The following is a 25,616-nucleotide window of genomic DNA, read 5'->3' on the forward strand; positions in this document are numbered from 1 at the left end:
TATTCGAGAGCCTAGACCAGCGCGTAGTTATGCGCCTCCTGGCTGAGCTTGCCGAACCCAGTGATTTATTCACTCTAGATGTTACCGAGCTCGAAGAGGGTGGCTGGCTTTACGACGAGACGACAGTAATCACAGGGCCAGACATCGATGGTGGACCCAATGCTGGACCACCAATCATAATTACAGAGGGTCGCTTCGATGCCCGCGTACTTCAGGAATCGATAAAGCTCCTGAAGCCCCATCTCATGACTTACGTACGATTCCTCGACTATGACACTGGCAATGAAGGAGGTGCGGCAGCGGCAGTAAGGATGGTGAAAAGCTTCGCTGCGGCAGGGATTGCCAACCCAGTGCTCGCATTATTCGACAATGATAGCGCGGCACGAGAGGCGGTACTTGGGCTCAGCAACAGCAGCCTCCCGCATCATTTCCGCATAATCCACTATCCTAACCTAGAAATTGCCGGTAATTATCCTACGCTCGGCCCTCAAGGCAGCGTCGACATGGACGTAAATGGCCTAGCGGGATCCATCGAGCTGTACTTAGGCAGAGACGTGCTTACTCGTAACGACGGCTCCCTGCTGCCCGTGCAGTGGAAAGGATACATGGGCAGAATTAAGGCATACCAGGGCGAAGTCCTTGACAAGAGCGCCGCACAGAGAGCTTTCGAGCAGAAATTAGCTGTCGCCAACAAGGACCTGGGAGCCCTGAAATCACAGGACTGGTCCGGAATTCTATCCATTATAGACGCCTTGATGGATGCCCTGAGCAACTCTTGGAGCAGACCGGGCACCCATACCGAGCGATAAGGAGAGGACTTCCGCAGGTCTCTGACCTGCCGACGCTTCTCGCTGTCGGGCCGGCCGATTTGAGCCGACGACCCCTTGGCTCCCAGGCAACCAACACGGCTCCGCCACCTGCTACTTCAACTGCCCTCATCTCCTGTGGCGACCCTCGCCGTGCGTCCTCGTCCACCGGCGTCCGTCGTGATCGTCACCCCGATAGTCACTCAGTCCGTTGTCGGCTGCGTTCGGCTCTCACTGTCCATGCCTGCCGAGGAAGGCTGGTGTTCTCTTCCGCTGCGCTGCTTGGTCAGCAGGACAACGAGTTCTTCACGAGCAGCAAGGTCACCTGCGGCAGCCATCGCGCGCAGGTCAGCTTCTCGGCCCTGCTCGGAGACAAGCTCAGCGAGCAACCTGCGGGCAGGGATGCTTCCCTCGCCGGCAAGCCGCCGCAGCTCCCCCTCGTATGCGGCGAGCCGTTGCCGACCGTTACCGCTCTGCTCGTCACACACAGAAGAAACTCTATCTTGGCTGTTACGGGCAAGCATCTCGGCAGCGAGGGTGTCGGCAGCGTCACGTTCCCTGTTTCGGCGAATGATCTCTCTTGCTCGCGAGAGAAGGTCATCGAGATGGATCGAACCAAGCCCTCCTTCCGAAGCTAGCTCGCGAACCTCACCAGACCTTCCCTCGCGCAGCAGAAGTAGTGCCAACCTCCACCGAGCATCCAAGTCCCCCGACTCGGAAAGCTTTCGCAAATCATTCTCGCGACCCTGTTTCGCCAAGAGTTCGTTCAAAGACCGACGGGCATGGGCCGCGTCGCCAAGTACAATAAGTTCTCGCAACTCCTTCTCCTGACTGTCTGCAGCCAGTAGCTGAGGCAGCCGCCATCGCGCCATGGGACTCAACGTGTACACACGGCGATACAGAGGTATGGCGCTATCCATCGAGCCGCACTGCTCAGTATTCAGCGCGAGCTGCACCAATGCATCCGTGGCATCAAGATTCGCAGAGAGGATTTCACGGAGGCCCGGCGGAAGCGGTTCGTAGTAGCGGTGTATCGACGCGTACTGCTGCAAGTAGTCCGCCACCTCGTATCCTGCGAGGCTTCCAATTTTTGACCCGGGAACCGGAAGTAGCGCTTGAATGCCGCCATGGAGCTTCTTCGACGCATGGGAAAGGGCCGCTTCAAGCCAGTTGCTGCTCGCATCAGCAATCTGCGCGCCGGTTAGATACGCCCACGCGGCTTCACTTAGCAAATCCACCGTCAGAGGTACTCGTATGCCAATGCGCCGAATGTCGATGGCTGCTGTAAGGACAGCCCAGCCATAGGGCTGGGAAACCTTTCCGTGTTCCCAGTGTTTGATTTGCTGTGGAGCGCCCGCTAGGTGCTGGGAAATACCATACTGGTTGTCGGCTAGTGCTTCAGCCAAGCGACGATCGCCGGTGGAGCTAGCTACGCGGGCGGCCTGCTCACGCTCATGCGAGCTGAACTGATCCGGTACGTCAATCACGGCGTGCGCAGCGAGTGAGAGGACTTCTCGCGCGTCTCGCCAGACGTCGTTTGCCTGCGCTTCTGGCTCAGCTTGCGGGACCGTGCTCAGTTGCTGGTAGACAGCAGGCCAAAGCATATCGACAACCACAACGGGCTGATCGGCATGCCGGATGAGCGCTAATACCTCGGTCTTCGTTAGGCCACCAGCGCCGAGATAACGAAGACTGGGAGTGTCATCGAGCCACACCACCGTCCGGCCAGGGATACCACTCTTCACCGCTTTTCGGAGGGCATCGGCACTATCGGCGAGCAGCAGTTGCCAGTCAGGGCAAACTTCGCGCACTGCCTCATACATGCTTCTGGACTTACCTGTGGAAGATGCGCCAACTGCAATCAGTAACCCGCCTTGCGACGACAGTTGACGGAATTTGGACCGGAGCGCGCGATCATAGTCGCGCACGATATACGGCGGGAGGTTCAGCCTCGTTTCTTCATCTGATTCGCCGCTAACACCATGAACGCCGACCTGTTCGGGCAGACAGTCGGCGACCGGGATCGATTGCCATGGCTGCCGTGTCTCACCGATTGTGTTAGTTGTTTTCTGCCCGTGGTCCGGCGCGGCGTTGGAGAACGGCTGCGTCCTGCTCGGCGTAACGGGGCTGAGCTGGCTTGAGAGATCTCGGCTCAGTAGAGTTTGATCGACCGTTGCTGCCGTCTGCGCGTATCGCGATGATAGGGTAACCAAGCGCCGCCACAAGGCTGTCGCTTGGGAGGCATTTCCGGCGATGGCCATCAGGCCAGCTATGGCGCTTGCTTGGTCTGCAGGATCATCGCCTTCAAGCCGCAAGTCGATCACACGTAAGCCACGAAGCAGCTGCCAGGATAGTTGGCCCGAAGCGCGAGAGGATGCCAACGGAATCCCTGCGACGCTCGCAGCTTTGGATACCGCCTCGTCAAGCATTCCCAACCGACCCCGCACCTTCCGATTCATGGCGCGAGGAGCTGCTATCGCCGCGCGGAATCTCTTTTCATTGCGATGCGTGCGAGCGAACTGCGCTAGTTGAGCGACCTCCTGACAGGCCGTGTGTGGGCCCGCAATAGCCAGTCCGAGGCGAACTCGATCCAAGTCAATATCAGCACTATGATCGGCAACCATGCGTAAGTAGTCGGCGAGTAGCTTTATGAATTCTGAATTTCGGGAGGTAATTGTAGGGTTGCGTCGCACACCGATGTGCAGCCGCCGCTCACCTGACTCGCATTCACCGATTACCATCAAATCATCTACTGGGTGATACGCTCCCTGCTGAAAGCGCACCTCAGTCGGCGTCACGTCCTCACCTAGGCCCCGCGCTGGTGACCGCCGCAAGAGAGCAGCAAGGAGGAGTGCGCCATAGGTGTGCTCCAGTATCGTCCCGCCACCGCCGGTTGAGTATGGGCTGGCGCTTCCCTTGGTTGTGGGGGCCGATGTCACGCCTCGCACGCCTCCTTAGGCTTCCAGCCAGGTCACTGGCGGGCATGGGAGTTCATTATTGTTCATGCAGCGCCACCGTTCAGTGTCGGAAAGCATCGAAGGTCTACACCAGACGTGCGTCCGATTTCCGCGCGTCGGCCACGCCGCGTCCCCACCACTCTTGTACCCAGGCATGTCCAACCCGTCTCCCGTTGATCCGCCCTCCTGGGGGAGCGGGCCGCCGACCGGCCGCCACGTCATCAAGCGGACCTTGACGCACGTACGGGCGCTGGCGGGTCGGGCGGTGGTCTGCTCGGCTTGCCCGGGTCGATGGCAGGCGGGATGGCTCCTTCCGCAACCACCTACGGACCGTCACCCGCCGACGGAGCCCCGGCCATCCTGGAGCCGGAGCGCCCCCGCCGGAGGCGCAATAGCCGCAACCCCGCGACCGCCGCCAGGTCACCGACGCGGCCGGCGTGCGCTCCCTACGCCGGCCGGCTGCCGGCCCACCACCCACCGGTCAAACGGCCTTGTCGTCATGCGGCGGCCCTCCGGGCTTCCCGCTATCCGCGCCAGCCGCCGGGCGTCAGGCGTGACGGCCGCAGAGCGACAGCGGCAGCGGCCGGCGCACGCCCAGGTGGCGGCGCGTGCGGCCCGTCAAGGGCCGCCTTGATGAGGCATTGAACCTCTGCGCTGTGCCGTTAGGCGCTGGTGTGGTGTACGTGATAGGTCCTAACGACTGCTTCAACCTGCCCTCCCAGCCGAATGATCTTCTCCCGCTCGATCAGCGTTGCTCCGACTTTGACCTGGAACAGTGTTGCTAAGCGTGCATCGGCTGGCATCTCTCGCTGGCTGGTGCCCGGCTCGTTCGCAGGGTTCGGCGTATGGCGGGCCGCATGTGTGCCCCGGCCGTGTTCGGTGGCGGCATAGCCCTCCTCCCGTAGCGCAGCTATCGCCTTGCGGATCGTGCCGCGGGCCACCTGGAACTCGGCGGTGAGGGCGCTTTCGGCTGGCAGCAGGGCGCCGGGTGGGATGGCGCCGCTCTCAATTCGCTCTCGTAGCTCGTCGGCGATGACGCGGTAACGAGGTTGACCGTAGTGCGGGGTGGGCACCTGGTCACCGTACCTGGCACTTGTCTTACCAAGTGCCAACCGGAAGCGTCGTTTTGATGTGTAGACAACTCATCCACTTGTAGGTACGTTTCTGGGTGTGCGGCTGGGATGACGCCTTGTATCAGGGGTGGTGCTGCGTCGGCCTGGTCGTGTGTGAGGCGCGGCGTCCTGGTGGGCAGGTTGCGGTAGCCGTGCGTACAAGGTGGTTCGGCGATATCCGACCCGTCCGGTGTCGGACGGTGCGCCGTGCCCTCTGTCGGGCCGGTGGCCGGTCAATCCCCCTGATCGGTCACCGGCTCTCCTACACCTGGAGGTGCGGTGCCTGGCTCTCATCGTCGACGTCCCTGGTTTCTGTCCTGGCGGTCCCGCCGACAGCCGAACCGGGTCACACCCGGAGTCGGAAGCCGCTCCGACGCTTCCGCTCCTGCTCGTAACGCCGGTCCGTTGCGCTGGGCGGTGGAGCGGACCCGTGAACTGCCGGCGCTGCGTCATGCGCCGCTGCTGACCCGGGGTCAGATGGTCCGGGGCAACGGCGGGCGGTGGCCGCGATGAGTCAGACGGGCCGGCGGCCTGCCGTGGCGAGCCATCCTGCGTGGTGCGTGCCGGATCGGTGCGGGCATTTGGTGCCGCCTGTGCTGGCCCACATGGCGCGACGCCATCGGGGCGCGCTGTTGCGGGTCGGTGAGGTCCGGTCGTCCGGGCTGGTCGTGTCGTACCTGATCGGCTCCGACGACGAACCGCCGACGGTCGTGGTGCACGCCTCCTGCCGGGCCGGCGCCGGCTGGGCCGAACTCACCCTCCCGCAAGCCGCGCATCTGGTCGACCAACTCGGCTCACTACTGGCACAAGCCGGTGATCCAGGGGAGGGCGAGCATGGGCGCCAGTGACGAGCCGACCGACGTCCAGGCGGCCAACACCGCCGACGAGGCGTCGTGTCCTGACTGGTGTCGGGGCTGCGGGCCGGACGATCCGATGCATCGAGGGCTGCTCGCCACGATCGGCAGCGAGCGCAGCGGCTGGGTGAGCGTGCAACTGCTTCTGGACCGTTTCCGGCGCCGCGACCCGGTCGTCAAGGTCGACGCGACCCGCTACGGGGCGTCGCAATCGGTGCTGCTGTCGCGGGGCCAGCTCGATCGGCTGATCTACGAACTGACCTACGCCCGGTGGCGGGTGATGGCCAAGGGGCAACCGTTGGAGGGACGCTATGACCGCCACTGACCGCAGCTCCCGGCGTACTCCGGTCGCTGCTCAGCGTTCGCGTCGGCCGGTGGTGGCGGTGGATCCGGTGCCGGAGCGGCCGGCGGGTGGGACCACCTGGCAGTCGTTGGAACGTCTAGGGGGTACGGTGACCGGTGTGCATGGCCGGGACTGGCGCCCTCGTTACCTGCAACTCGCCGAAGAGTTGCGGGCCAAGATCACGAGCGGAGAACTCGCGCCCGGCACACTGATGCCGAGCGAGACTGAGCTGGCCGACACGTCGGGCCTGTCGCGGACGAGCGTCCGTAACGCCATCCGCCAGCTCCGGGAATGGGGTCTGGTCCGCGCGGAGCAGGGGCGCGGCACCTACGTGCGGGCACCCCGCCAGCGGGTCCGGCGTCGCAACGCGGAGCGGTATCAGTGGGAGAAGGACAGGGTCCTACTCGACCAGGACGAGCGGCTCAAGACCGGCGCGACCGAGCACGACACCGGCCTCACCGTCGATGACCTCAAGTTCCACGCCGAATACACCCGCGTCGAGGCGGACGTGGATATGGCGGCAGCGTTGCAGGTGGAGCCGGGTACGGCGTTGTTGCGTCGGGTGTACTGGACCTCGTCGCGGCACGAGAACGCGCCGCTGACCATGTCGTACTCGTACCTGCCCTATGACCTAGTGGCCGCGAACCCGGACCTGCTCGACCAGAACAACGAGCCCTGGCCCGGCGGCTCACAACACCAACTCCACACCATCGGCGTCGAGCTGGACCGAATCGAGGACGAGGTTCGGGCGCGTCCGCCGTCACCCGATGAGGCCGAACTCCTCGACATCGACCCCGGCGTCTCGGTGCTGACCGTGCGGAAGACCTCCATCGACACCACCGGCCGCATCGTCGAGGTCGCCGACGTGGTCATGCCGGGTGACCGGACCGAGCTTGTCTACTCCCACACACTCCAACGGTGGAAAACTTGACGCAGCTCGTCTCGGTCATCACCCCAGTTCACGCGCCCAGCATCGAGTATCTGGCCGGCGCGTACGACTCGTTGGTCAAGCAGGACATGCCCGACGGGTGGGACTGGCAGTGGCTCGTCCAGGAGGACGGGCAGACCGGCGCCCTGGCTCAGGTGCTGCCGGACGACCCTCGCATCAGCATCGGCGGCGGTCGTCCCGGCGGCCCGGGTGTTGCCCGCACCCTCGCTCTTGCCCGTGTCACCGGGCAATACGTCAAGGTGCTGGATGCAGACGACCAGCTCACCGCAGGCGCACTCGCCCGGGACATCGCCGCCTTCGACACTCACCCGCACATCGGCTGGACGACCTCGCGCGTCCTGGACCTGATGCCCGACGGGTCAACTGTCGGATGGGACAAGGATCCGGCCGGCGGACCTATAGCCCGCGGTGCCGTCCTGGCGTTCTGGCAAGCCAACGGCTACCGCGCTCAGGTCCACCCCGCCACCCTCTGCATCCGCCGGGACCTGCTCCTGGCCCTCGGCGGCTGGATGGCCCTACCCGCCTCCGAAGACACCGGCCTGCTCCTGGCCGCCAGCGCCGTCAGCGCAGGCTACTTCACGCGGGAACACGGCCTGCTCTACCGCAAGTGGCCCGGCCAGGTCACCAGCCAAGCCGCCCACCGCGAACCCACCGAGTACGAAGGCCGCATGAAAATCATCGAGGCCAGAGCCGTAGCCCTGGCCACGATGCTCCCGAACGGACTGCCGGTCACTCCTGCGGCGTAGCCTCATGCCCCGGCATCCCGTGGGTGCGCCGCCGCTCCTTCATCTCGGCCTCGTAGATGTGCCGTCGACCGCCGGCCAACTTGTCCCGGGCGTGCCGCTCGACCTCCTGGAACGCCGCGTAGTAGCCGTCGTCGAACTCCTCCATGATCTGGAACGTCCAGCGACCAGGTAGGACGTTTCGGCCTAGCAGCTCCCGCTCTACCCGCTCGGCGATCTCGTCGTGCCCTGCGTGCCGCAGCAACTCGACCACCCGATCAAGGGTGAGGTCCGCGCCGCCGACGAGCTGATGCGCGGAGTACAGGTGCCCGCGTACACGGTGGATCGTTTCCAGAGCTTTGCTCAACTCGCCCAGCGCTTCGACGGTGGCGTCATCGACCCCCGCCGGCCGGGAGTGTTCCTCGTCAGTTGATGCGTCATGACCTGGCATAGCTGCCGACATACCCCCAAACCGGGGCCATAACAAGTCGCGCCGCATCGCCGACTTCCCGGTCCATGCCGCCGGTGCTCGCCGAAACTTGTTGACTTGTCTGCCAAGTGCCGTCTACCTTGGACGCAGCTTGGCAGACAAGTCAACAACCTGGAGGGTGAGCTATGGCTCTGCGTGGCGGTACGAGGTTCGCCGTGCGTTGTGAGGACGTGTTCCCGGCGGGGTGCGCGTTGGTGCCCGAGTCGCTGGGTGAGGTGGAGGACTACGACGAGAAGACGGGTCGACGTAGCCCGGCCAAGGACAAGCTGACCGGTCAGCGGGTGTGGCAGGTCCGGGTAATGGACCTTGACCCTGAGCTGGGGAAACGGTCCCGGGAGACGACGGTGAAGATTTCGGCTGACTACCAGCCGGTGCCGCCGACGGGTGCGCCGTTCGAGGCGGTGGAGTTCGAGGGCATGACGGTCACGCCGTACGTGGCGAACAACGGCCGGATGGCGTACTCGCTGCGGGCGACCGCGCTGCGGGCTCCGGCGGGTGTGGCTGGCAACAAGAAGGCGGCGGCGTAGTCGCTGTGAAGGTGGGCGGGGCTGTCTGATCTTGGCGGACGGCAGCCCCGCCCTTCTCTGTCTCTTCCCCCTGCTCGTAGCGAGAGAGGTAGTGACGTGTCCAAGGGTAGGCGTCGGGCCGGCCATGGCTGGCCCCGGTGTGGCGTGTGTCAGGTCCGGTTCGATCCGGGCACGGGTGCCGACGGTCGATGTGACGGCTGTGTCGGGCAACTCGTGCTTCCGTTCCCTCCGGTCCGTGATGCGGCGGGCCGGTTCGTGTCGCTGCGGGGTGCCAAATGATTCGGCGGCCTCGCGGTGAGGTGGTGATGACCTCGGCCGGGGATCTGTTGGTGGTCCGGCCGAAGCGGTTCGTGTTGCCGGTCTGGGCGGTGGTGCTCGGGCTGGTGCTGCGCTGGTCCGGGCGGGCTATCTGGTGGTGCCTGCGGCATCCGGTGGCCACCGGCTCGGCGCTGCTGGCGCTGTGGCTGTACGTCGAGTTCGGCTTGTTCGGGCTGGTGGTGCCGCTGGTGCTGGGGTCGGCGGCCTCGGCGGTGTGGCGGTGGCGGGACGAGTCGTCCTGGTGGACCTGGTTGGCGGGTCCGCTGCTCGGGTCGTTCCGGCGGGTGTTCGTCTACCGGCGGGTGTGGCGTGAGGCCATGACGCTGTGCGGGCTCGCCGAGACGTACGACCATCGGCCGGTTCTGCCGCAGCTGCTGCGGGTGCGCTCGGATCAGGCGCTAGACGTGCTGACCGTCCGCATGGTGCGGGGCCAGACGCCGGAGCAGTTCCAGGCGGTCAGCGCCAACCTGGCGTATGCGTTCGGCCGGCGGCACGTCCGGGTCTACTCCGAGCGTCCCGGTGATCCGCCGATCCGGACCGGTCACGCTGCCTGGCTGCTGCGGCTCGTTGACCGGCTGCGCTACCGGGACCGGCCGACGGTGGTCTACCTGGCCCTGGTGCGTACTGATGCGCTGCGTACCGTGGTGCCGCCGTTCCCGGTGCCGGCGGTGCCGGACTTCACCGCGCTGCCCCTGGCTCGGCGGGAGGACCTGCGGACCTGGTCGCTGCACCTGCTCGCCACGCACGTCCTCGTCGGTGGCGCCACCCGCTCCGGCAAGGGCTCGGTGCTCTGGTCGCTCGTCCGGGTCCTCGGCGGCGGGATCGCCTCCGGTCTGGTGCGGCTCTGGGTGATCGACCCCAAGGGCGGGATGGAGTTCGCGCTCGGGCGTCCGATGTTCGCCCGGTTCGCCTGCAAGTCGTTCGAGGCCATGGCCGACCTCCTCGACGAGGCCGTCACCGTCCTGCGCGAGCGTCAGACCCGGCTTGCCGGCACGGTGCGGGTGCACACGCCGACTGAGGCTGACCCGTTGGTCGTGGTCGTCGTCGACGAGATGGCCGCGCTGACGGCGTATCTGCAAGATGTCGAGCTGCGCAAGCGCATCGCGTCCTCGCTGGGGCTGCTGCTGTCTCAGGGTGCCGGCGTCGGCGTCCTGGTGGTGGCCGCGTTGCAGGACCCGCGTAAGGAGGTGCTGCCGTTCCGGGACCTCTTCCCGACCCGCATCGCGCTCGGCCTGACCGAGGCGTCACAGGTCGACATGGTGCTTGGTGACGGTGCCCGCAACCGGGGCGCTCTTGCCGACCAGATGCCCCGATGGGCCAAGGGCGTCGGGTACGTGATCCTCGACGGCACTCCCGACCCGATGCGGGTCCGGTTCTCGTACGTCAGCGACGACGACATTCGCGACATGGCGCGGCAGTACCCGGCTCCGGCCGACGCGGCGGACATCCTCGCCCAGGTCGGCCGGGAAACCGCCACCGAACCGGCCCGGCCTCCGCTGCCGCGTAAGCCGTCCGGCCCGCTGCTGCCCGAATCGCTGCGCAATCTGCTCGACCGAGACAGCGGGGGTGGGGCGCGGTGACCGCCACTCCGACCGGCCGGCGCTTCTACCGGCTGCGTACCCCCGAACCGGTCACCGCCGTCTCCGTGCGCGTCGACCCGGACCGACCCGACCCGTACCCGGTCTATCTCGCCGTCGGAGCGGGCCGGCGCCGCATGTCCCTGACCCCCGACGAGGCGTGGGCGCTGTGGCGCTGCCTCTCCGAAGCCGTCGCCTCCCTCGGAACCCCGCCCGACTACATCCGCACCGACATCCGACCGGCCAGGAGGTAACCGCCGTGACCCCCCTCACCCGCATCATCAACCGGCTCCGGCGTCCACTGCGCATCCGGCTCGTCGGCCCCTCCGACCAGACCGCCGCCGCCCTGCACGGCGTGGCGCACATGGTCAACCGCCGCCTCGACATGGACGGCCGGCGCATCCGCATCGACCTGACCATCCGCGAGAAGCCGTTGGAGGAGTGGCGATGACTCACCGCACCGAATCCGCGGTACGCCTGGTGATCCTGCTCGCCATCGGCACCATGGCCGGCGCTGCGGCCTTCACCCACGTGCATGACCTGTCTGTTGCCCACGGCCAGCCGCACTGGATCGGCTGGGCCAACGCCGTAGCGGTAGAGCTGATGGCGATCTACCTCGGCCTGGAGCTACGCGCCCGCCGTCGCACCGGCCGCCCCGTCGGCCTGGTCGGCGCGCTCCTGGTGGCGTTCGCGCTGCTGTCCCTCGCGGCCCAGGTAGCGGGAGCCGAACCGTCGGTGTGGGGCTGGATCGTGGCGGCGGTGCCCTCGCTGGCGTTCCTCGCGCTGGTCAAGGTCGTCCTCTCCAACGCCCCGGTCACCCGGCCCGCCGTCGACCAGCCGACCGCGCACCAGACCGAGGAACCGGAGCCGGCCATCGATGTCGAACCGGTCCACCCGGTTGAGCCGGCGGCTGTCGTCCCGGCGGTGGTGCCGCCCCGTGTCGTTCAGCCCAACCGGCCGCACGTCGTCGGGATCATCCGATGACCGCTGCCACCCTGCCCGGCCTCGAACCCGCCCCGACCCCGGCTGCACCACCTCGGCCGGGGTCGCGGGCGGCCCGCATGGCGTTGCCCCGCTCGGTTGACGTGCTCAAAGAGATCGCGGCCGAGTACGGCGTCTGCGTGCGTCCGCTCGCCATGCGCCGCACCGATCTGAACACCGGGCTGACCGAGGTCATCGACCTGCCCTGCGGCGCGACGCGGGAAGACAAGTGTGGGCCGTGCGCGAAGAAGAACCGCCGGCTGCGGCAGGCGCAGATTCGGGAGGGCTGGCACCGCGACGACGAGCCGCTACCGCCACCGGAGCCGGCGACCGAGGAACAGAAGGCGTTGGTCCTGCTGCGCGGGCATCTGGAGTTCTCCCGTGACGAGGCGTCCCGGGAGAGCCAGTGGGACCAGGTCACCGACCTCGACGAGGCGATCCTGGAAGTGGAAGAGGCGATCGCGGCCGAAGGGCTCCGGGGCCGCGTCGCACCGCCGCACTCGACCGGCGACGACGACCAGGACGACGACGACACCGGCCGGCGCCGCAAGCGTTCCACCCGGCGGCGACAGGATGCCCCGGAACTGCCTCGGCGCACGGTCGAGCGGCGCACGGTCGGCAAGACCTACACCGCGCCGGACGGGTCGATCTACCGGCCGTCGATGTGGCTGACCCTCACCCTGGACTCCTACGGCCCGGTCCGCCCTGACGGCACCCCGGTCAACCCGGATCGGTACGACTACCGCCGCGCCGCCTGGGACGCCGTCCACTTCCCCCGGCTCCTCGATCGGTTCTGGCAGAACCTGCGCCGCTGTGAGGGCTGGAACGTCCAGTACGCGGGCTGCGTCGAGCCGCAACGACGTCTCGCCCCACACGCGCACTTCGCCATCCGGGGCACCATCCCACGGGACGTGCTGCGCACCGTGGCGGCGGCGACCTATCACCAGGTGTGGTGGCCCTCGGTCGATGTCCAGCGGTACACCCTCGACCGGCTGCCGGTCTGGGACGAGCAGGCTTCGGCGTGGGTCGACCCGGACACCTGCGAGCCGCTGACCACCTGGACGGAAGCCCTCGACGACATCGACGAAGACCCGGACTCGGAACCGGCGCACGTGGTGCGTTTCGGCTCCCAGGTCGACGCCCGGGGTGTCATGCCCGGCACCGAGGACGCCGAGCGGACCATCCGCTACGTCACGAAGTACATCACCAAGCACACCGGCGACTGCCACAAGGCGACCACCGACCGGCAGCGCAAGCACCTCGACCGGCTCTGGCAGCAACTCCAGGTGACCCCGTGTACCGAACGCTGCGCGAACTGGCTGCTCTATGGGGTCCAGCCGCGTAAGGCGAACGCGAAGCTCAAGCCGGGCCGGTGCAAGGGCAAGGTCCACCAGCGGGACACCCTCGGCATCGGCGGCCGGCGCATCCTCATCTCCCGCGACTGGTCCGGGAAGACGCTCTCCGACCACAAGCACGACGTGCGGGCCTGGGTGCGGGCGTTGCTCGGCGTGACCGTCGGCCTGGATGGCGTCGACGACCAGGGCGCCACCGTCGAACCGCTCCGGCACGCCTGGGAACTCGCCCGACCCGACGACCCCGACGTGGGGCCGCTGTCCCATCGGCTGCTGCGGGCGATCGGCGAACGTGCCCGCTGGCGCTCCGAACTCCTCGCCGCGAAGGACCGGGCCGCGCAGCTCGCCGAGACCGAGTCGATGACGGGACCGGACGGCACGACGGGGGAGGGGCTGTGATGGCGGGCAACGATGGGCTCTGGACGATCCGGGACGTGGCGGCGTACCTGCGGGTGCCGACCGAGACGCTGTACCGCTGGCGCAAGGTCAAGTACGGTCCGCCGGCGGCCCGGGTCGGTCGACACCTGCGGTACGAGCCGGAAGCGGTCCGATCGTGGTTACGTGAGCAGGCGGCGGCCTGATGGCACACATCGAGGATCGCTGGTACAAGACGCTGCGTCACCCGGGCGGGCGACGGGAACGGGTCAAGACGGAACTGTTCGGCAAGGGCCTGCGCTACCGGGTGCGGTACATCGGCCCGGACGGCAAGGAACGCAAGAAGTCGTTCCCTGACCGCGCCAAGCGAGAGGCTGAGGCGTTCCTCGTCTCGACCGAGTCGGACAAGCTGCGCGGCTCGTACGTCGACCCGGTCGCAGGCCGGATGACCTTCGCGGAGTACGCCGAAACCTGGCTCCGTACGCGCTCGTTCGACGAGTCGACCCGGGAGAGCACCGAGTTCCGGGTACGCAAGCACCTGCTGCCGTTCTTCGGCTCTCAGAAGTTGGCCGAGATCAAGCCGGGCCACATCCGGGAGTGGGACGCGGGCATGGTCGGCAAGCTGGCCCCGGCGACTCGGGCCGTGGTCTTCGCCCACCTGCGGACCATCCTCGGCGCGGCCGTCGACGACGAGCGGATCGCCAAGAATCCGTGTTCGGCAAAGTCGGTCAAGCCACCGCGACCGGTGCAGCGCCGCGTGGTGCCCTGGCGGTACGAACAGGTTTCGGCAATCCGCGGTGGGCTCGCCCAGCGGTACCGTGCGATGGTCGACCTGGGCGCCGGCTGCGGTCTGCGGCAGGGGGAGATCCTGGGGCTCGGCGTCGATGATGTCGACCTCGATGCAGGCTGGGTGCACGTCTCGCGTCAGGTAAAGCTCGTCCGGTCCCGGCTCGTCTTCGGGCTACCCAAGAACGACCGTGACCGTCGGGTGCCGCTGCCTGACTCCGTCGCCCAGGTGCTGCGCCAGCACATGAAGGACTGCGACCCGGTGACGCTCACGCTGCCGTGGGAGAACCCGGCCGACGAGGAGCGGGTCACGGTGCCGCTGCTGTTCACCACCACCCGCCGGGGTGCGATCAACCGGCGCACCTTCGACAACAAGAGTTGGCGGCCCGCTGTCGTGGCGGCCGGCATCACGCCGACCCGGTCCACCGGGATGCACGCGCTTCGCCACTTCTACGCCTCGTCGCTGCTCGACGCGGGGGAGAGCATCAAGGCGCTCGCGTCGTACCTCGGCCACGCCGACCCCGGCTTCACGCTCCGCGTCTACACCCATCTGATGCCGGCCAGCGAGGAACGCACCAGGCAGGCTATTGACAGCCTGTTCGATCCTGCGGCTGGCGAACCAGGGCTGAGCGCGTGACGACGACTCCGGATCTTGCCCCGACCACCGAGCGGTGCCAGGCTTCCCAGATGACCTTGCTTAGCCTGATCGAGACGACTTCAGGGCAGTATTCGTTGCTGCTGGAGGCGGGGACCACGCCGGTTGACGACCTGATTCGAGAGCTTGATCACGAGCCCAACGGGTACTTCTGGGAAGGCGTCGCACAAGTTCTCGTGAGCACCGAGGCCCCGACGCTTGAAGGCCGGTTCGCCTATGACCCCGAGGCTGGCATGTTCTGCGCCTACGGGACCGATCGGAGCGCGCTGGAAGATCTGGCAGCCCGGATGAACGTGGTCGTGACCGATGGCGAACGCTTGCGGCGGCTGGTCTCGGAGGCCAAAGCGAGCGGGTTCGAGTTCGACGACTGACAGCCAGCTCAGCCGGCGGCGTGCCACGCACCCGCAGAGCCCGAACGCCCTGGCGACGCCCTGAGCAGGCTTACGAAAGACGGAACGCCTGCTCAGGGTGCGTGCAAACTCCATAATCCGGCGTACAGGTCGACTCGTCCGTCGCCCACCAGCTCAGAGCCCCGATCAAGGCTCTGAGCTGGTCCTATGTTCGGGTGTCGGTGGTCGTTCTTGGTCAACACTGGCCGGCATTTGACGCTCTGAGGACGTCCGGACGTTCTGGGTACGCCGGTCCGTGGTCGTTCACAGGTGCTCGCCGGCTTGGCTGCTCGCCGGCCCTGGAGCCTCTGCTGCCTTGGCCCCGCCTGCCGCAGTGTCTCGTCCTGGAGGTGTCCGTTCGGACTACTGCCAGACTGGATCTTGGTGGGTACCCCGCCCGTGCGGTGCATGAATGTTTCCCCTCTGGGTTCTCTTGCTGACACTTGAGGAAACACCGCTGTGGCCCCCGGCGCCGGGGCCTCTTACATGGCTTGATGACATGGCGGTGGGCTTCCGTAGTCCGGTTGCGGGAAGGAGCGGTCGCCGATGCCTAGCGAGGGAGCCCCATGACGACCTACCGGCGTCGTAGGCATTGGAGACGTGGCCACTGGGTCAATGACCACCGCGTCAATCGCTCCCGCTCCACTGCACGCTCCCGGCCGAGTTCCGCCCCGACCGTAACGGGCGGAGTGGGCTGTCTGTGGATTGTCGCGGCCATGATCGCGATCCCGTTCGTTGCCATCTACTGGATCGTGAAGGCGTACATCAAGTGGCCAGCCGCGCGGGTCGTCCTTTTCACCATCATGTGTATCGACACCGTCGTAGCGGGCGTGGGTGCGGCGTCGCAGGATGCCGAGATGTGGCCGGCCGCAGCACTCTTCGCGGTGATTAGCGCGCTGATGGGCTGGCACGTGTGGCACACGTTTGCTCGTCGTCGAAAGAATGCAGAGGGCGTGGCGACTGTCGAAGCGCCCCCGGTTCCACGGGGCTTGGACCGGGCCAAGCGGACGCCGAGGGCGTGGGATCGGTGCCGGGGCGACTCACGTGCCGTGCGGGAACCATTGTCGAGACGATGCGGGCAGCAGCAACAAGCCGACAACGGCAGCGAAGGCCACCATTCGTAACACCGTCCATGCGTGGATATCGGGGAGTTCCACCAAGGCGTACGCGATGTTGAAAGCGGCGAAGCCGGCCGTCGTGGTCCGGGCTCGCCCGACCTGGTGCCACAAGCCGTACGTGAGGGCCAGCGAGAGAAGGATCAGTCCCACGGCGAAGATTGTCGCCCTTGGCTCGGTGGCCCTGGGGGCGGTGCTCGTCTTGATCTGGGCCGCCTGGATGACGTTGCCTAGCAGGAAGATGATCGCGGCGGCGACGACCGGGGTGGGAACGCGTCGTCGACCCTGATCGATCATCGGCACATGGTAGGTGTGGATCGCTCGGGTCGACCAGGCGTGATCGACGGATCGCGCGGGGCGCGCCGGTGGCGGCTCGCGGGGCAGCGGGGTGGGTGGGCTGCCGTTAGGGTCCGGGGATGATGGAGAGCCGCCCCGACCATGTGGTCACGGCGATGATGGCGAGCACGGGCGACGAACGTGCCGTGCTCGACGCGTTTCTCGATTTTCATCGCGCCGTGCTGCTCGGGAAGCTGCGGGGGATCTCCGAGGCCGACGCTGCCCGGCGACTGGTGCCGTCGGCAACCACCCTCGCCGGCCTGGTCAAGCACCTCACGATCGTTGAGCGGAACTGGTTCCGGTGTCTGCTCGCGCCCGGCCCGGGGGACGTCTATCTCACCTCCGAGGAGGACGCCACGGCCAGCTTCGCGTTGGCTGAGGGTGACACCGTCGAGCGGTTGACGGCGGCGTACGAGTCGGAATGCGCCCGGTCGCGGGAGGTGGCGGCCCGGTTCGACCTCGACCATGTGGTGCCTCACCCGCAGCTCGGGGAGGTTTCGTTGCGCTGGATCCTGGTGCACCTGATCGAGGAGACGGCCCGGCACGTAGGCCATGCCGATATTCTCCGCGAACTGACCGACGGCTCGACGGGCGCCATCTGACCGAGGTTCCGGCGACTCGCGGATCAGGCGGGGGCGAGGAGTTTGGCGAGACGTTCGGCCACCGGCGGGGCGTGCAGGTGCAGGCGGGCGACGTTGATGGCGTCGGCGCCGACCACCGAGAGCAGCGCGTGCGGGCCGACCGCGTACACGGCGAAGTAGCCGGCCTCGTTGCGGACGGTGGACTGGCGGAATTCGCCCTGGCCGAGGCGGAGGCTGACCTGCCGGCCGAGGCCGAAGGTCGCCGCCGCCATCGCGGCTAGGTCGTCCGGGTCCAGGGTGTCGGGCACGTCGTGCGCGATGAGCAGGCCGTCGACCCCGCCGAGGACACTTCCCTGCACCCCGGGAATCTGTAGTCGCAGCTCGTGCAGTTCGGTGCCGATCGCCGGGTACGGCAGCGACGGGTCACCGGCCAGCGACGGGGGAAGCCTGACCGGTGGCGGTAGGTTCGGCTGCTGCGCGGTACGGCGGGGGAGGAAGGTGTCGCCGGTGCTCACAGTTCCAGCTGCTCCTCGATGCTGCGCAGCCGGTGCCGGGCGAGCGCCAGGTTGGACCGGGTCTTGCTGAGCATGAGGTAGAGGAACAGCCCCTTGCCGTTGGAGCCGTTGAGCGGCCGGATGATGTGGTACTGGCTGCCGAGGGTGATCAGCATGTCCTCGATGTCGTCGTTCAGCTTCAGCATCTCGATGGTGCGCATCTTGGCGCGTACCACGTCGGTGTTGCCGGCGGCGGCGACGGTGAGGTCGATCTCCGGCGTGCCGCCGGCCACGCCGAGGGTCATCCCGCTGGTGTAGTCGACGAGCGCGATGCCGATCGCGCCGTCGATCGTCATGGCGTCCTTAAGGGCGGAATCCAGGTTGGCCACGTGCCTCTCCAGGGTCAACTGACGGAGAAATCTCGGACGAGAGTTGCACAGGCAACCTGCTGTCCGCACCTTGTGTAGCGCGATCAGGCTGAGCGGGCCACGGTGGGTGACCACCGAGGCGGCCGAGAAACGCCGCTGCGGTTGATGTCTCGCGGACGTGTCCGTCTGCTAACCGTTCCTCAGCGGCAGAGCGAGCTGGCAGCCTCAGCGATCCCGCCGGGTGCGCCCCGCGCAGCTCGTCGCCGAGCAGATCGCCGGCGACCGCGACCAACTCGGTCAGGTACCGCCGCGGCTCATCCCTGCTCCAGTTCTCCGGGCTCGCCCCACGGCATCCCGGCGGGCAGGAAGAACGCCGAGGTCTCGGCGCCGAGGGCATGCCGGATGACCAGCCGGGCGTGCTCGTCGAGCTCGGGCAGCCGGCTGGGCGGGAACCATCGCACGTCCAACGACTCGTCGTCGTTGACCCGTGCCTCGCCACCGAGTAGGCGGCAGTGGAAGCCCAGGTTGAGATATTCGCAGTGATCCCCGTTGGGGTACGTGTGCGGGTGCGACACCGCACTACTGAGCCGCAGGGGTTCGACCTCCAGCCCGGTCTCCTCCAGCACCTCGCGGACGACCGCGGTGGCCGGCTGCTCGCCCGGCTCGACGAAGCCGCTCACCACGGACCATCGCCCGTCGTCGGCGCGCTGGGCGAGCAGTAGTTCGCCCGCGTCGTTGCGGACGACCGCGCTCACGCTCGGTAGCCAGAGCAGGTCATGGCCGACGTGCTTGCGCATCCGCAGGATGTAGTCCGGTACGCCCATCCGGCGACCTTAGCCGCCGGTGATCACCGCTGCACATCCGGCCGGGCGGGTCTGATTCCGCAGTTCAGGCCCGCCGGCCGGGGAGCACGTCTACTGTGGAAGTGCCTGGTGACTTGCGGTGTTCCGGTGGCGGGCGGTCGTTTCCCGGTGCACAGTGATCCCATGAGCGACAGCGGACGTGGACGCTACTACTGGTGTACGCGACACCACCGGGTCGAGACCGACGCCGACGTGTGCCCGGCCCGGCACGTTCTCGGACCGTACGCCTCAGCCGCCGACGCGGAGAACGCCCTGCAACAGGTGCGGGAGCGCAACGAAGCGTGGGAGGCCGAGGACGACCGTTGGGCCGGGGAGGACAGGTAGACGCCGCGGGAACGCCTCCCGCGTCGAGGTACGGCGTGCGTCGCGAGGGCGGCGGCACGTCCCCAAGGAGGGAACCGAGATGGCCGAAGCGCAACAGGCCACCCGCCCGGCCGCGAAACGTACGCCCGCGAGGAAGACCGCCGCGACGGAACGCACCGCGGGCCTCGCCCGTACCCCGTCCACCCGGCGCGCCAACGGCACCGCCCCGGCGTCCAGGGCGAGTTCGTCGGCGCGGAAGAGCACCACCGCTGAGAAGGTAGCGACGCGGAGGGCAGCGACGAAGAAGGCGGCGCCCGCGAAGAAGACGGTGTCGGCGAAGGCCGCACCGGCGAAGAAGGCGGCCTCGACGTCGGCGCGGACCGCCACCGGTGCCCGCCGGACCACCACGGCGGCGAAGGCGCCCGCGAAGAAGGCGGCGACCGCGCGGACCACGGCGGCGAAGGCGCCCGCGAAGAAGGCGGCTACCGCGCGGACCACGGCGGCGAAGGCGCCCGCGAAGAAGGCGGCGACCGCGCGGACCACGGCGGCGAAGGCGTCCGCGAAGAAGGCCGCCCCGGCGCGCAAGGCCGCCCCCGCGAAGAAGGCGACGAGCGCACGGAGCACGTCGCCCGCGCGCAAGGCGCCGGCGAACAAGGCGACCTCGGCGGCGCAGAAGGCGGCGGCGCGGAAGACCTCTACGGCGTCGGCCCGGAAGACGGCGGCGAAGGCGCCCGCGAAGAAGGCCGCGGCGAAGAAGGCGCCCGCGAAGAAGGCGCCCGCGAAGAAGGCCGTCGCGAAGAAGGCGCCCGCGAAGAAGGCCGTCGCGAAGAAGGCGCCCGCGAAGAAGGCCGTCGCGAAGAAGGCGCCCGCGAAGAAGGCCGTCGCCAGGAGTACGGGGCGCGCGGCTTCGGCCGGGCGGGCTGGCGCCGCGCGGAAGGCGGCCGGCTGACCCGGCGTACGCCGAACGGCCGTCGCCCGGGGGAGGGCGAAGCGCGCGGGGCGCCGTCAGGATTGACCCATGGTCATCCGACGCGCCGTCGGACCCCGCATCGACTTCGGCGCGTTGCGCCGTGAGCTGGGACTGCCCGTGGCCTATCCGGAGGCGGCGCAGCAGGAGGCCGACGTGGCCGCCGCCGCGCCGCCCCGGCCGGGCGTCGACCGGGCGGCCGTGCTGTGGACCATCGACCTGGACGCCGACGCGGGTCGGCTGCCGGCGCCGATCACCCTGCTGCCCGAGATCGGCGCCCTGCTTCCCGCCCGGGGGCTGCGTCGGTGAGCGATCAACCTGCCGATCCCCGAGCAGGACGTGGCGGCCGATGGCGACGGGTGGCGGCTGGTGCTGCGGGCGCCGGTGCCGATGGAGGAGCACAATGCGCAGATCTCGCTGCTCACCGGGATGGCCGCCGCCGACCTGATGCTGGCGGGCGCGCTCGCGGCCTGGTTTCGGCTGCGGACGGGGCGCCCGCTCGGATCCTGTCGGGCTGAACCGTTTGCGCCATCACCTGGGCAGCGTGGTTTGTCACAGCCCCGGTCGCTGCTGCCGGGCCAGCGCATTTGGAAGGATGACGACCATGGCATACGACGCGAGTGCGCTGCCCGACGTGTCCGGGCTCACCATCGGCATCATCGGTGGCACCGGGGATCAGGGTCGGGGGCTCGCCTACCGGTTGGCCCGAGCCGGTCAGGCGGTGCTGATCGGCTCCCGTTCGGCCGGGCGGGCGGCCGAGTCGGCCGGCGAGATCGCCGCGCTGCCCGGAGTGTCGGGCGTCGGCAGCGTCACCGGGGCCGACAACGACGAGGTGGCCCGCCGCAGCGACGTCGTGATCATCGCAGTGCCCTGGGACGGGCACGCCGCCACCGTCGGCGCGCTCGCCGAACCGCTCGCCGGCAAGATCGTCATCGACTGCGTCAACCCGCTCGGCTTCGACAAGCAGGGCCCGTACGCGTTGCCCGTGCCCGAGGGCAGCGCCGTCCAACAGGCCGCCGCGCTGCTGCCCGACTCCCGCGTCTGCGCGGCGTTCAACCACGTCAGCGCCCCGCTGCTGGCCGACCCGGAGATCGACCGGATCGAGCTGGACGTGCTGATCTGCACGGAGGAGCGGGAACTGGTCGGCATCGTCGGTGCGCTCGCCGCCCGCATCCCCGGCATGCGTGGCGTCTACGCCGGCCGGCTGCGCAACGCCCACCAGATCGAGGCGTTCACCGCCAACCTGATCGCCATCAACAAGCGCTACAAGGCACACGCCGGCGTCCGCATCACCGACCTCTGAGACACCTTGCCGGCTCCTCGGGGCCGCTGGGATTCGGGTAGACGGGTGGCGGATCGGACGATGCGTCGCTGAGGCCACGGCGTTTCCGGTCCGCCGGGCTCGACGGTTGAGCGGGACGGGTCGGGTGGCCGCGTTGCCGGTCAGAAGGTGACGCTGACGCCGGCCTTCTTGCATGCGGCGGTGAGTTCCGCGCCGGCCTTCTCGAAGACGGGGTTGTCCGCCGCCGTCGCCGGATCCGCGGCCGCTGCCGCCCGGCCGGCCTCCGTGCTGAACTTCCCGAGGGTGGCGGCCACCCTGCTGTCGCCGCTGCCGGTGGCGGCCAGCATCACCAGTTTCTCCTCCAGCCCGGCCAAGGCCTCCTTGAACGCGGCCGGCGACGGATCACCGCCGGACTGCAGGGCCTCGACCAGGGCAGCCTTCATCTCGTCACTGGCCTTCTTCGCCGCCTGGCAGAGCTTCTTGTCCCCCACCACGTCGGCCGCGCTGGCCGTCGACGGCGGCGCGGTGTCCGGCGCAGCCGACGCAGGGGCGGTCGGCGCGGTGGCGGACGGCGACGATTCGGCGGTGGTGGAGCCCTCGTCACCGCTGCAGGCCGTGATGGCGAGCAGCGAGGCGCAGGTCAGGGCGACAGCAGAAGTACGAAAGCGACTCACGGTCGTACACCTTAGCTGTCTACGCTGGATCGTGCTTCCCGGCGGCGGCCCTGTTGCCGGTGCCAACCGAGCGACCCGCCCGGCACCACCGCTTCCAGCCCTCCGCTCGACGGCCGGGCGCCGGAGGCCGAGGCGGCAGGCGCCGCCCGTGACCGGCACCTGACCCTTTCCGACCTGCGCGACGGCCGTACCCGGCTGGCCGGCAGCCTCGACGCCGAGACCGCGGCGCCCCGACGGACGACGGACGTCCGTGCGTCCTCCGGGCAGACCCGCAGCCCAGACGCACCCGCCTTGCACCGGCCGGGCCTGAGGGCCTGAGGGCCTGGACCCGGGACCTGGTGTCGGGACTCCATCGGTAGCGTCGCCGGCCTGCCGGCCGCCTCCTTCCTCGCCGACATCCGCAACTCCTACGACGCCATGGCGCAGGAGTACGCGGCCATGCTCCATGAAGGGCTGAACGAACGGGCTCGACCGGGAATGCCGCCACCTCCGCCGTCGCCCGCTGTCCGCCGTCACCCGGCGGCTGGCCGTCACTCGCGGACCGTCGGCGCGGGCTGGGTGGACGGACTGGTCAGAAGGTGTGTTCGGCGGCGGGGAACTGGCCGCCGCGGACCTCGTCGGCGAAGCGGTGGGTCGCCTCGCCGAGCACCTGCGCCAGGTCCGCGTAGCGCTTCACGAAGCGTGGCGCCCTGCCGGTACGCAGGCCGGCCATGTCCTGCCAGACCAGCACCTGGGCGTCGGTCTCCGGGCCGGCGCCGATCCCCACCGTGGGGATCGGCAGTTCGGCGGTGATCCGCTTGGCGATCTCGCCGGGCACCATTTCGAGCACCACCGCGAAGGCGCCGGCCTCGCCGACCGCCCGGGCGTCGGCCAGCACCTCGTCGGCGGCCTCGCCGCGGCCCTGTACCCGGTAGCCGCCGATGGTGTGCTCGCGCTGCGGGGTGAACCCGACGTGCGCCATCACCGGGATGCCGGCGCCGACGATCGCCTCGATCTGCGCGGCGCAGCGCCGGCCACCCTCCAGTTTCACCGCGTGGCAGCCGCCTTCCTTCATGAACCGGACGGCGGTGCGCAGCGCCTGGGTCGGACCCTCCTCGTACGAGCCGAACGGCAGGTCGCCCACGACCAGCGTGTGCCGGGTGGCTCGGACGACCGCCCGCACCAGCGGCAGCAGTTCCTCGGCGGTCACCGGCAGCGTCGTCTCGTAGCCGAACACGTTGTTCGCCGCCGAGTCGCCGACAAGCAGCACCGGTATGCCGGCGGCGTCGAAGATCGAGGCCGTGTACTGGTCGTACGAGGTGAGCATCGACCATTTTTCGCCGCGCTCCTTGGCGGCGAGCAGGTCGCGGGTGCGGACCCGGCGGGTGGCCGGGCCGCCGTAGAGGGCGGTCACCTCGGCCGGAGTGGATTCCACCATGATCTTCTCCTTCCTCGAGGCCGCGTACGCGGTCCCCGGGTTCTGCCGCGATCGTCGCACCGCCGGCCCCGGTCGCGGCAGGGCGCAGTGGAGGATGTCACTGTGGTCGGGCTGCCCGGCGCCCGGTCAGCCGTCCTCGCGCCAGCGGTTGGTGATCGGCAGCCGCCGGTCCCGTCCGAACGCCTTCATCGAGATTTTCGTGCCGGGAGCGGACTGGCGCCGCTTGTACTCGGCGGTATCCACCATCCGCAGCACCTTGTCCACCACGGCCGGGTCGTGGCCCGAGGCGACCAGGCCGTCACGGCCGAGGTCGCCGTCGATGTAGCCGATCAGGATCGGGTCGAGCACGTCGTAGTCGGGCAGCGAGTCGCTGTCGAGCTGCCCCGGGCTCAGCTCGGCGCTTGGTGGCTTGCCGATCGAGTTCTCCGGGATCGGCGCCGTCCCGCCCACCCGGGCCGCCTCGGCGTTGCGCCACTTGGCCAGCCGCCAGACCAGCGTCTTCCACACGTCCTTGATCGGATTGAAGCCGCCGACCGAGTCGCCGTACAGGGTCGAGTAGCCGACCGCCAGTTCGCTCTTGTTGCCGGTGGTCAGCACCAGGTGGCCCTCCTGGTTCGACAGGGCCATCAGGATGACGCCGCGTACCCGGGCCTGGAGGTTCTCCACCGCCACCCCGGACAGCGACATGTTCGCCAGGAAGGTGTCCACCATCGGCTGGATCGGCTCGACCCGGTAGTCCAGGTCGGTGCGTTTGGCCAGGTCGGCCGCGTCAAAACGGCTGTGCTCCGAGGAATGCTGGCTGGGCATGGAGACCCCGACCACCCGGTCGCCGCCGAGCGCGTCCACCGCGATGGCCGCGACCACCGCCGAGTCGATGCCGCCGGAGAGCCCGAGCACCACCGAGGGGAAACGGTTCTTGTCGACGTAGTCGCGTAGCCCGAGCACGAGCGCCTGCCACACCTCGGCCTCGTCGGCGACCGGCTCGATGATCCCGCCGGTCGCCGCCGGGCCCGCGGGTGCCGGCGGGATGTCGTCGACGGTACGGCGCACCACCCGCAACCCGTCGGCAAGCTCTGCCCCGTCGGCAAGCGTCGCTCCCTCGGCACGTTCTGCCCCCGCCGCCCCGGCTCCGGCGCGCCGGGCCCCGCCGTGCTCGGCCACGGCGGGCAGGTCCACGTCGTGTACGAGCAGGTGCTCGACGAACTGCGGCGCCCGGGCCAGCAGCGTCCCGTCGGCCGAAACGATCATCGAGTCGCCCTCGAAGACCAGTTCGTCCTGACCGCCGGTCATGTTGACGTACGCGATGGTGGCGCCGGCCTCGGCGGCCCGCCGGCGAACCACCGGCAGCCGCAGGTCGTCCTTGTTCAGCTCGTACGGCGAGCCGTTGATGTTGACCACCAGCCCCACCCCGGCCTGGCGGGCGGCGGCGAAGGGGCCGCCGGCCTGCCACAGGTCCTCGCAGATCGTCAGCGCCACGTCCACGCCGCCGAGCCGGACCACGGTCAGCATGTCGCCGGGCAGGAAGTAGCGGTCCTCGTCGAAGACCCCGTAGTTGGGCAGGTGGTGCTTGAAGTAGGTGGCCACCACCTCGCCGCGGTGCAGCAGCGCGGCGGCGTTGCGCGCGCCCCGTCCCGGCTCGGCGTCCGCGCTGACCTGTGGCGGGCCGTCGGCGTCGAGGTAGCCGACCACGACGGGCAGCTCACCCAGCCCGTCGGCGGCGAGGTCTGTGGCCAGCCGATCGAGCGCCGCCTTCGACGCGGCGACGAAGGAGCGCCGGAAGACCAGATCCTCCACCGGGTAGCCGGTCAGCATCATCTCCGGGAACAGGACCAACTGGGCGCCGGAGCCGGCGGCCCGGCGGGTCCACCGGCGCACCAGGGCGGCGTTGCCGGTGAGGTCGCCGACGCTGGGGTTGACCTGGCACAGGGCGAGACGCAGGGTGGGCATGCCCTCATCTTGCCCGAGCGGCGCGGGGTCGACACGTGGGCGGCCGACAGCGCCGGGCCGGGGCGGGGGCTGCCGG

At 68.6% G+C, this 25,616-nt stretch carries 28 protein-coding genes and 1 pseudogene; 19 read left to right on the forward strand and 10 right to left on the reverse strand.

What is annotated here, in order from left to right:
* Positions 1 to 29 precede the first annotated feature (29 nt).
* Positions 30 to 809 carry a hypothetical protein gene (locus KIF24_RS07580; RefSeq protein WP_221083425.1) on the forward strand — a complete coding sequence of 260 codons (780 nt, stop codon included), beginning with the start codon at positions 30 to 32 and terminating at the stop codon, positions 807 to 809.
* 200 nt (positions 810 to 1,009) lie between these two features.
* On the opposite strand, the gene KIF24_RS07585 is transcribed toward KIF24_RS07580, so the two are convergent.
* Together KIF24_RS07585 and KIF24_RS07590 are read right to left on the reverse strand one after the other, a co-directional pair.
* Positions 1,010 to 3,604 (reverse strand): hypothetical protein, encoded by a 2,595-nt coding sequence (locus KIF24_RS07585; RefSeq protein ID WP_221083426.1) that lies wholly within the window; start codon positions 3,602 to 3,604, stop codon positions 1,010 to 1,012.
* A gap of 821 nt (positions 3,605 to 4,425) precedes the next feature.
* Positions 4,426 to 4,836: a GntR family transcriptional regulator gene (locus KIF24_RS07590; RefSeq protein WP_221083427.1), complete on the reverse strand. Its 411-nt coding sequence runs from the start codon at positions 4,834 to 4,836 to the stop codon at positions 4,426 to 4,428.
* A 644-nt stretch (positions 4,837 to 5,480) separates the two neighbouring features.
* Between KIF24_RS07590 and KIF24_RS07595 the strand changes: the two genes are divergently transcribed.
* From KIF24_RS07595 to KIF24_RS07610, 4 genes are all read left to right on the forward strand, one after another.
* Complete coding sequence (locus tag KIF24_RS07595) at positions 5,481 to 5,723, forward strand: hypothetical protein (RefSeq protein ID WP_230415363.1); 243 nt, start codon at positions 5,481 to 5,483, stop codon at positions 5,721 to 5,723.
* Positions 5,710 to 6,054, forward strand: coding sequence for a hypothetical protein (locus KIF24_RS07600; RefSeq protein WP_230415364.1), 345 nt, complete (start codon positions 5,710 to 5,712; stop codon positions 6,052 to 6,054). The genes KIF24_RS07595 and KIF24_RS07600 overlap by 14 nt, the downstream gene beginning before the upstream one ends.
* Positions 6,055 to 6,181: 127 nt before the next feature.
* The gene (locus KIF24_RS07605) at positions 6,182 to 7,003 is read left to right on the forward strand and encodes a GntR family transcriptional regulator (protein WP_221083428.1); all 822 of its coding nucleotides are present in this window, start codon (positions 6,182 to 6,184) and stop codon (positions 7,001 to 7,003) included.
* Positions 6,991 to 7,767, forward strand: coding sequence for a glycosyltransferase family 2 protein (locus KIF24_RS07610; RefSeq protein ID WP_331461034.1), 777 nt, complete (start codon positions 6,991 to 6,993; stop codon positions 7,765 to 7,767). Before KIF24_RS07605 ends, KIF24_RS07610 begins: the two co-directional genes overlap by 13 nt.
* On the opposite strand, the gene KIF24_RS07615 is transcribed toward KIF24_RS07610, so the two are convergent.
* Positions 7,751 to 8,206 carry a hypothetical protein gene (locus KIF24_RS07615; protein WP_221083429.1) on the reverse strand — a complete coding sequence of 152 codons (456 nt, stop codon included), beginning with the start codon at positions 8,204 to 8,206 and terminating at the stop codon, positions 7,751 to 7,753. The genes KIF24_RS07610 and KIF24_RS07615 overlap by 17 nt on opposite strands.
* Before the next feature lie 152 nt (positions 8,207 to 8,358).
* On the opposite strand from KIF24_RS07615, the gene KIF24_RS07620 reads away from it, so the two are divergent.
* The 9 genes from KIF24_RS07620 (at position 8,359) to KIF24_RS07660 (ending at position 15,175) form a co-directional block, all read left to right on the forward strand.
* Positions 8,359 to 8,760, forward strand: a complete 402-nt coding sequence (locus tag KIF24_RS07620; RefSeq protein WP_221083430.1) for a transcriptional regulator — start codon at positions 8,359 to 8,361, stop codon at positions 8,758 to 8,760.
* Between the two features lie 275 nt (positions 8,761 to 9,035).
* Complete coding sequence (locus tag KIF24_RS07625) at positions 9,036 to 10,658, forward strand: cell division protein FtsK (RefSeq protein WP_407939897.1); 1,623 nt, start codon at positions 9,036 to 9,038, stop codon at positions 10,656 to 10,658.
* Positions 10,655 to 10,909 carry a hypothetical protein gene (locus tag KIF24_RS07630; RefSeq protein WP_221083431.1) on the forward strand — a complete coding sequence of 85 codons (255 nt, stop codon included), beginning with the start codon at positions 10,655 to 10,657 and terminating at the stop codon, positions 10,907 to 10,909. Before KIF24_RS07625 ends, KIF24_RS07630 begins: the two co-directional genes overlap by 4 nt.
* A gap of 5 nt (positions 10,910 to 10,914) precedes the next feature.
* Positions 10,915 to 11,106, forward strand: coding sequence for a hypothetical protein (locus KIF24_RS07635; RefSeq protein ID WP_221083432.1), 192 nt, complete (start codon positions 10,915 to 10,917; stop codon positions 11,104 to 11,106).
* Entirely contained in the window at positions 11,103 to 11,639 is a 537-nt protein-coding gene (locus tag KIF24_RS07640; RefSeq protein WP_221083433.1) for a DUF2637 domain-containing protein, read from the forward strand. The genes KIF24_RS07635 and KIF24_RS07640 overlap by 4 nt, the downstream gene beginning before the upstream one ends.
* A complete protein-coding gene (locus tag KIF24_RS07645) occupies positions 11,636 to 13,387 on the forward strand; it encodes a replication initiator (protein ID WP_221083434.1) in 1,752 nt (583 codons plus the stop codon). Before KIF24_RS07640 ends, KIF24_RS07645 begins: the two co-directional genes overlap by 4 nt.
* On the forward strand, positions 13,387 to 13,569 hold the full coding sequence (locus tag KIF24_RS07650) for a helix-turn-helix domain-containing protein (RefSeq protein WP_221083435.1): 183 nt from the start codon (positions 13,387 to 13,389) through the stop codon (positions 13,567 to 13,569). Before KIF24_RS07645 ends, KIF24_RS07650 begins: the two co-directional genes overlap by 1 nt.
* Positions 13,569 to 14,786, forward strand: a complete 1,218-nt coding sequence (locus tag KIF24_RS07655; RefSeq protein ID WP_221083436.1) for a tyrosine-type recombinase/integrase — start codon at positions 13,569 to 13,571, stop codon at positions 14,784 to 14,786. Before KIF24_RS07650 ends, KIF24_RS07655 begins: the two co-directional genes overlap by 1 nt.
* Positions 14,787 to 14,836: 50 nt before the next feature.
* Entirely contained in the window at positions 14,837 to 15,175 is a 339-nt protein-coding gene (locus tag KIF24_RS07660; protein ID WP_221083437.1) for an immunity 51 family protein, read from the forward strand.
* A gap of 1,058 nt (positions 15,176 to 16,233) precedes the next feature.
* Here the strand turns inward: KIF24_RS07660 and KIF24_RS07665 are convergent.
* Positions 16,234 to 16,605 carry a hypothetical protein gene (locus tag KIF24_RS07665; RefSeq protein ID WP_221083438.1) on the reverse strand — a complete coding sequence of 124 codons (372 nt, stop codon included), beginning with the start codon at positions 16,603 to 16,605 and terminating at the stop codon, positions 16,234 to 16,236.
* 155 nt (positions 16,606 to 16,760) lie between these two features.
* Between KIF24_RS07665 and KIF24_RS07670 the strand changes: the two genes are divergently transcribed.
* Positions 16,761 to 17,246 (forward strand): DinB family protein, encoded by a 486-nt coding sequence (locus KIF24_RS07670; protein WP_221087238.1) that lies wholly within the window; start codon positions 16,761 to 16,763, stop codon positions 17,244 to 17,246.
* Positions 17,247 to 17,269: 23 nt separating this feature from the next.
* Here the strand turns inward: KIF24_RS07670 and KIF24_RS07675 are convergent, their stop codons facing one another.
* The 3 genes from KIF24_RS07675 to KIF24_RS07685 form a co-directional block, all read right to left on the reverse strand.
* Positions 17,270 to 17,740: a roadblock/LC7 domain-containing protein gene (locus KIF24_RS07675; protein WP_221083439.1), complete on the reverse strand. Its 471-nt coding sequence runs from the start codon at positions 17,738 to 17,740 to the stop codon at positions 17,270 to 17,272.
* Positions 17,737 to 18,108: a hypothetical protein gene (locus tag KIF24_RS07680; RefSeq protein ID WP_221083440.1), complete on the reverse strand. Its 372-nt coding sequence runs from the start codon at positions 18,106 to 18,108 to the stop codon at positions 17,737 to 17,739. Before KIF24_RS07680 ends, KIF24_RS07675 begins: the two co-directional genes overlap by 4 nt.
* Before the next feature lie 293 nt (positions 18,109 to 18,401).
* On the reverse strand, positions 18,402 to 18,911 hold the full coding sequence (locus KIF24_RS07685; RefSeq protein WP_221083441.1) for an NUDIX hydrolase: 510 nt from the start codon (positions 18,909 to 18,911) through the stop codon (positions 18,402 to 18,404).
* Between the two features lie 162 nt (positions 18,912 to 19,073).
* On the opposite strand from KIF24_RS07685, the gene KIF24_RS07690 reads away from it, so the two are divergent.
* From KIF24_RS07690 to npdG, 4 genes and pseudogenes are all read left to right on the forward strand, one after another.
* A complete protein-coding gene (locus tag KIF24_RS07690) occupies positions 19,074 to 19,274 on the forward strand; it encodes a hypothetical protein (protein ID WP_230415366.1) in 201 nt (66 codons plus the stop codon).
* 79 nt (positions 19,275 to 19,353) lie between these two features.
* Positions 19,354 to 20,202: a histone gene (locus tag KIF24_RS07695; protein ID WP_221083442.1), complete on the forward strand. Its 849-nt coding sequence runs from the start codon at positions 19,354 to 19,356 to the stop codon at positions 20,200 to 20,202.
* Positions 20,203 to 20,271: 69 nt separating this feature from the next.
* A pseudogene (locus tag KIF24_RS07700) lies at positions 20,272 to 20,718 on the forward strand (RNB domain-containing ribonuclease); the annotation flags it as partial.
* 106 nt (positions 20,719 to 20,824) lie between these two features.
* Complete coding sequence (gene npdG / locus KIF24_RS07705) at positions 20,825 to 21,523, forward strand: NADPH-dependent F420 reductase (RefSeq protein WP_221083443.1); 699 nt, start codon at positions 20,825 to 20,827, stop codon at positions 21,521 to 21,523.
* A gap of 140 nt (positions 21,524 to 21,663) precedes the next feature.
* On the opposite strand, the gene KIF24_RS07710 is transcribed toward npdG, so the two are convergent.
* The 3 genes from KIF24_RS07710 to KIF24_RS07720 form a co-directional block, all read right to left on the reverse strand.
* Entirely contained in the window at positions 21,664 to 22,176 is a 513-nt protein-coding gene (locus KIF24_RS07710) for a hypothetical protein (RefSeq protein WP_221083444.1), read from the reverse strand.
* A 571-nt stretch (positions 22,177 to 22,747) separates the two neighbouring features.
* The gene (gene panB / locus KIF24_RS07715; RefSeq protein ID WP_221083445.1) at positions 22,748 to 23,593 is read right to left on the reverse strand and encodes a 3-methyl-2-oxobutanoate hydroxymethyltransferase; all 846 of its coding nucleotides are present in this window, start codon (positions 23,591 to 23,593) and stop codon (positions 22,748 to 22,750) included.
* A 126-nt stretch (positions 23,594 to 23,719) separates the two neighbouring features.
* Positions 23,720 to 25,540, reverse strand: coding sequence for an NAD+ synthase (locus KIF24_RS07720; RefSeq protein ID WP_221083446.1), 1,821 nt, complete (start codon positions 25,538 to 25,540; stop codon positions 23,720 to 23,722).
* Between the last annotated feature and the right edge of the window lie 76 nt (positions 25,541 to 25,616).

This window comes from Micromonospora tarapacensis (assembly GCF_019697375.1).
In the GTDB taxonomy this organism is placed as follows: domain Bacteria; phylum Actinomycetota; class Actinomycetes; order Mycobacteriales; family Micromonosporaceae; genus Micromonospora; species Micromonospora tarapacensis.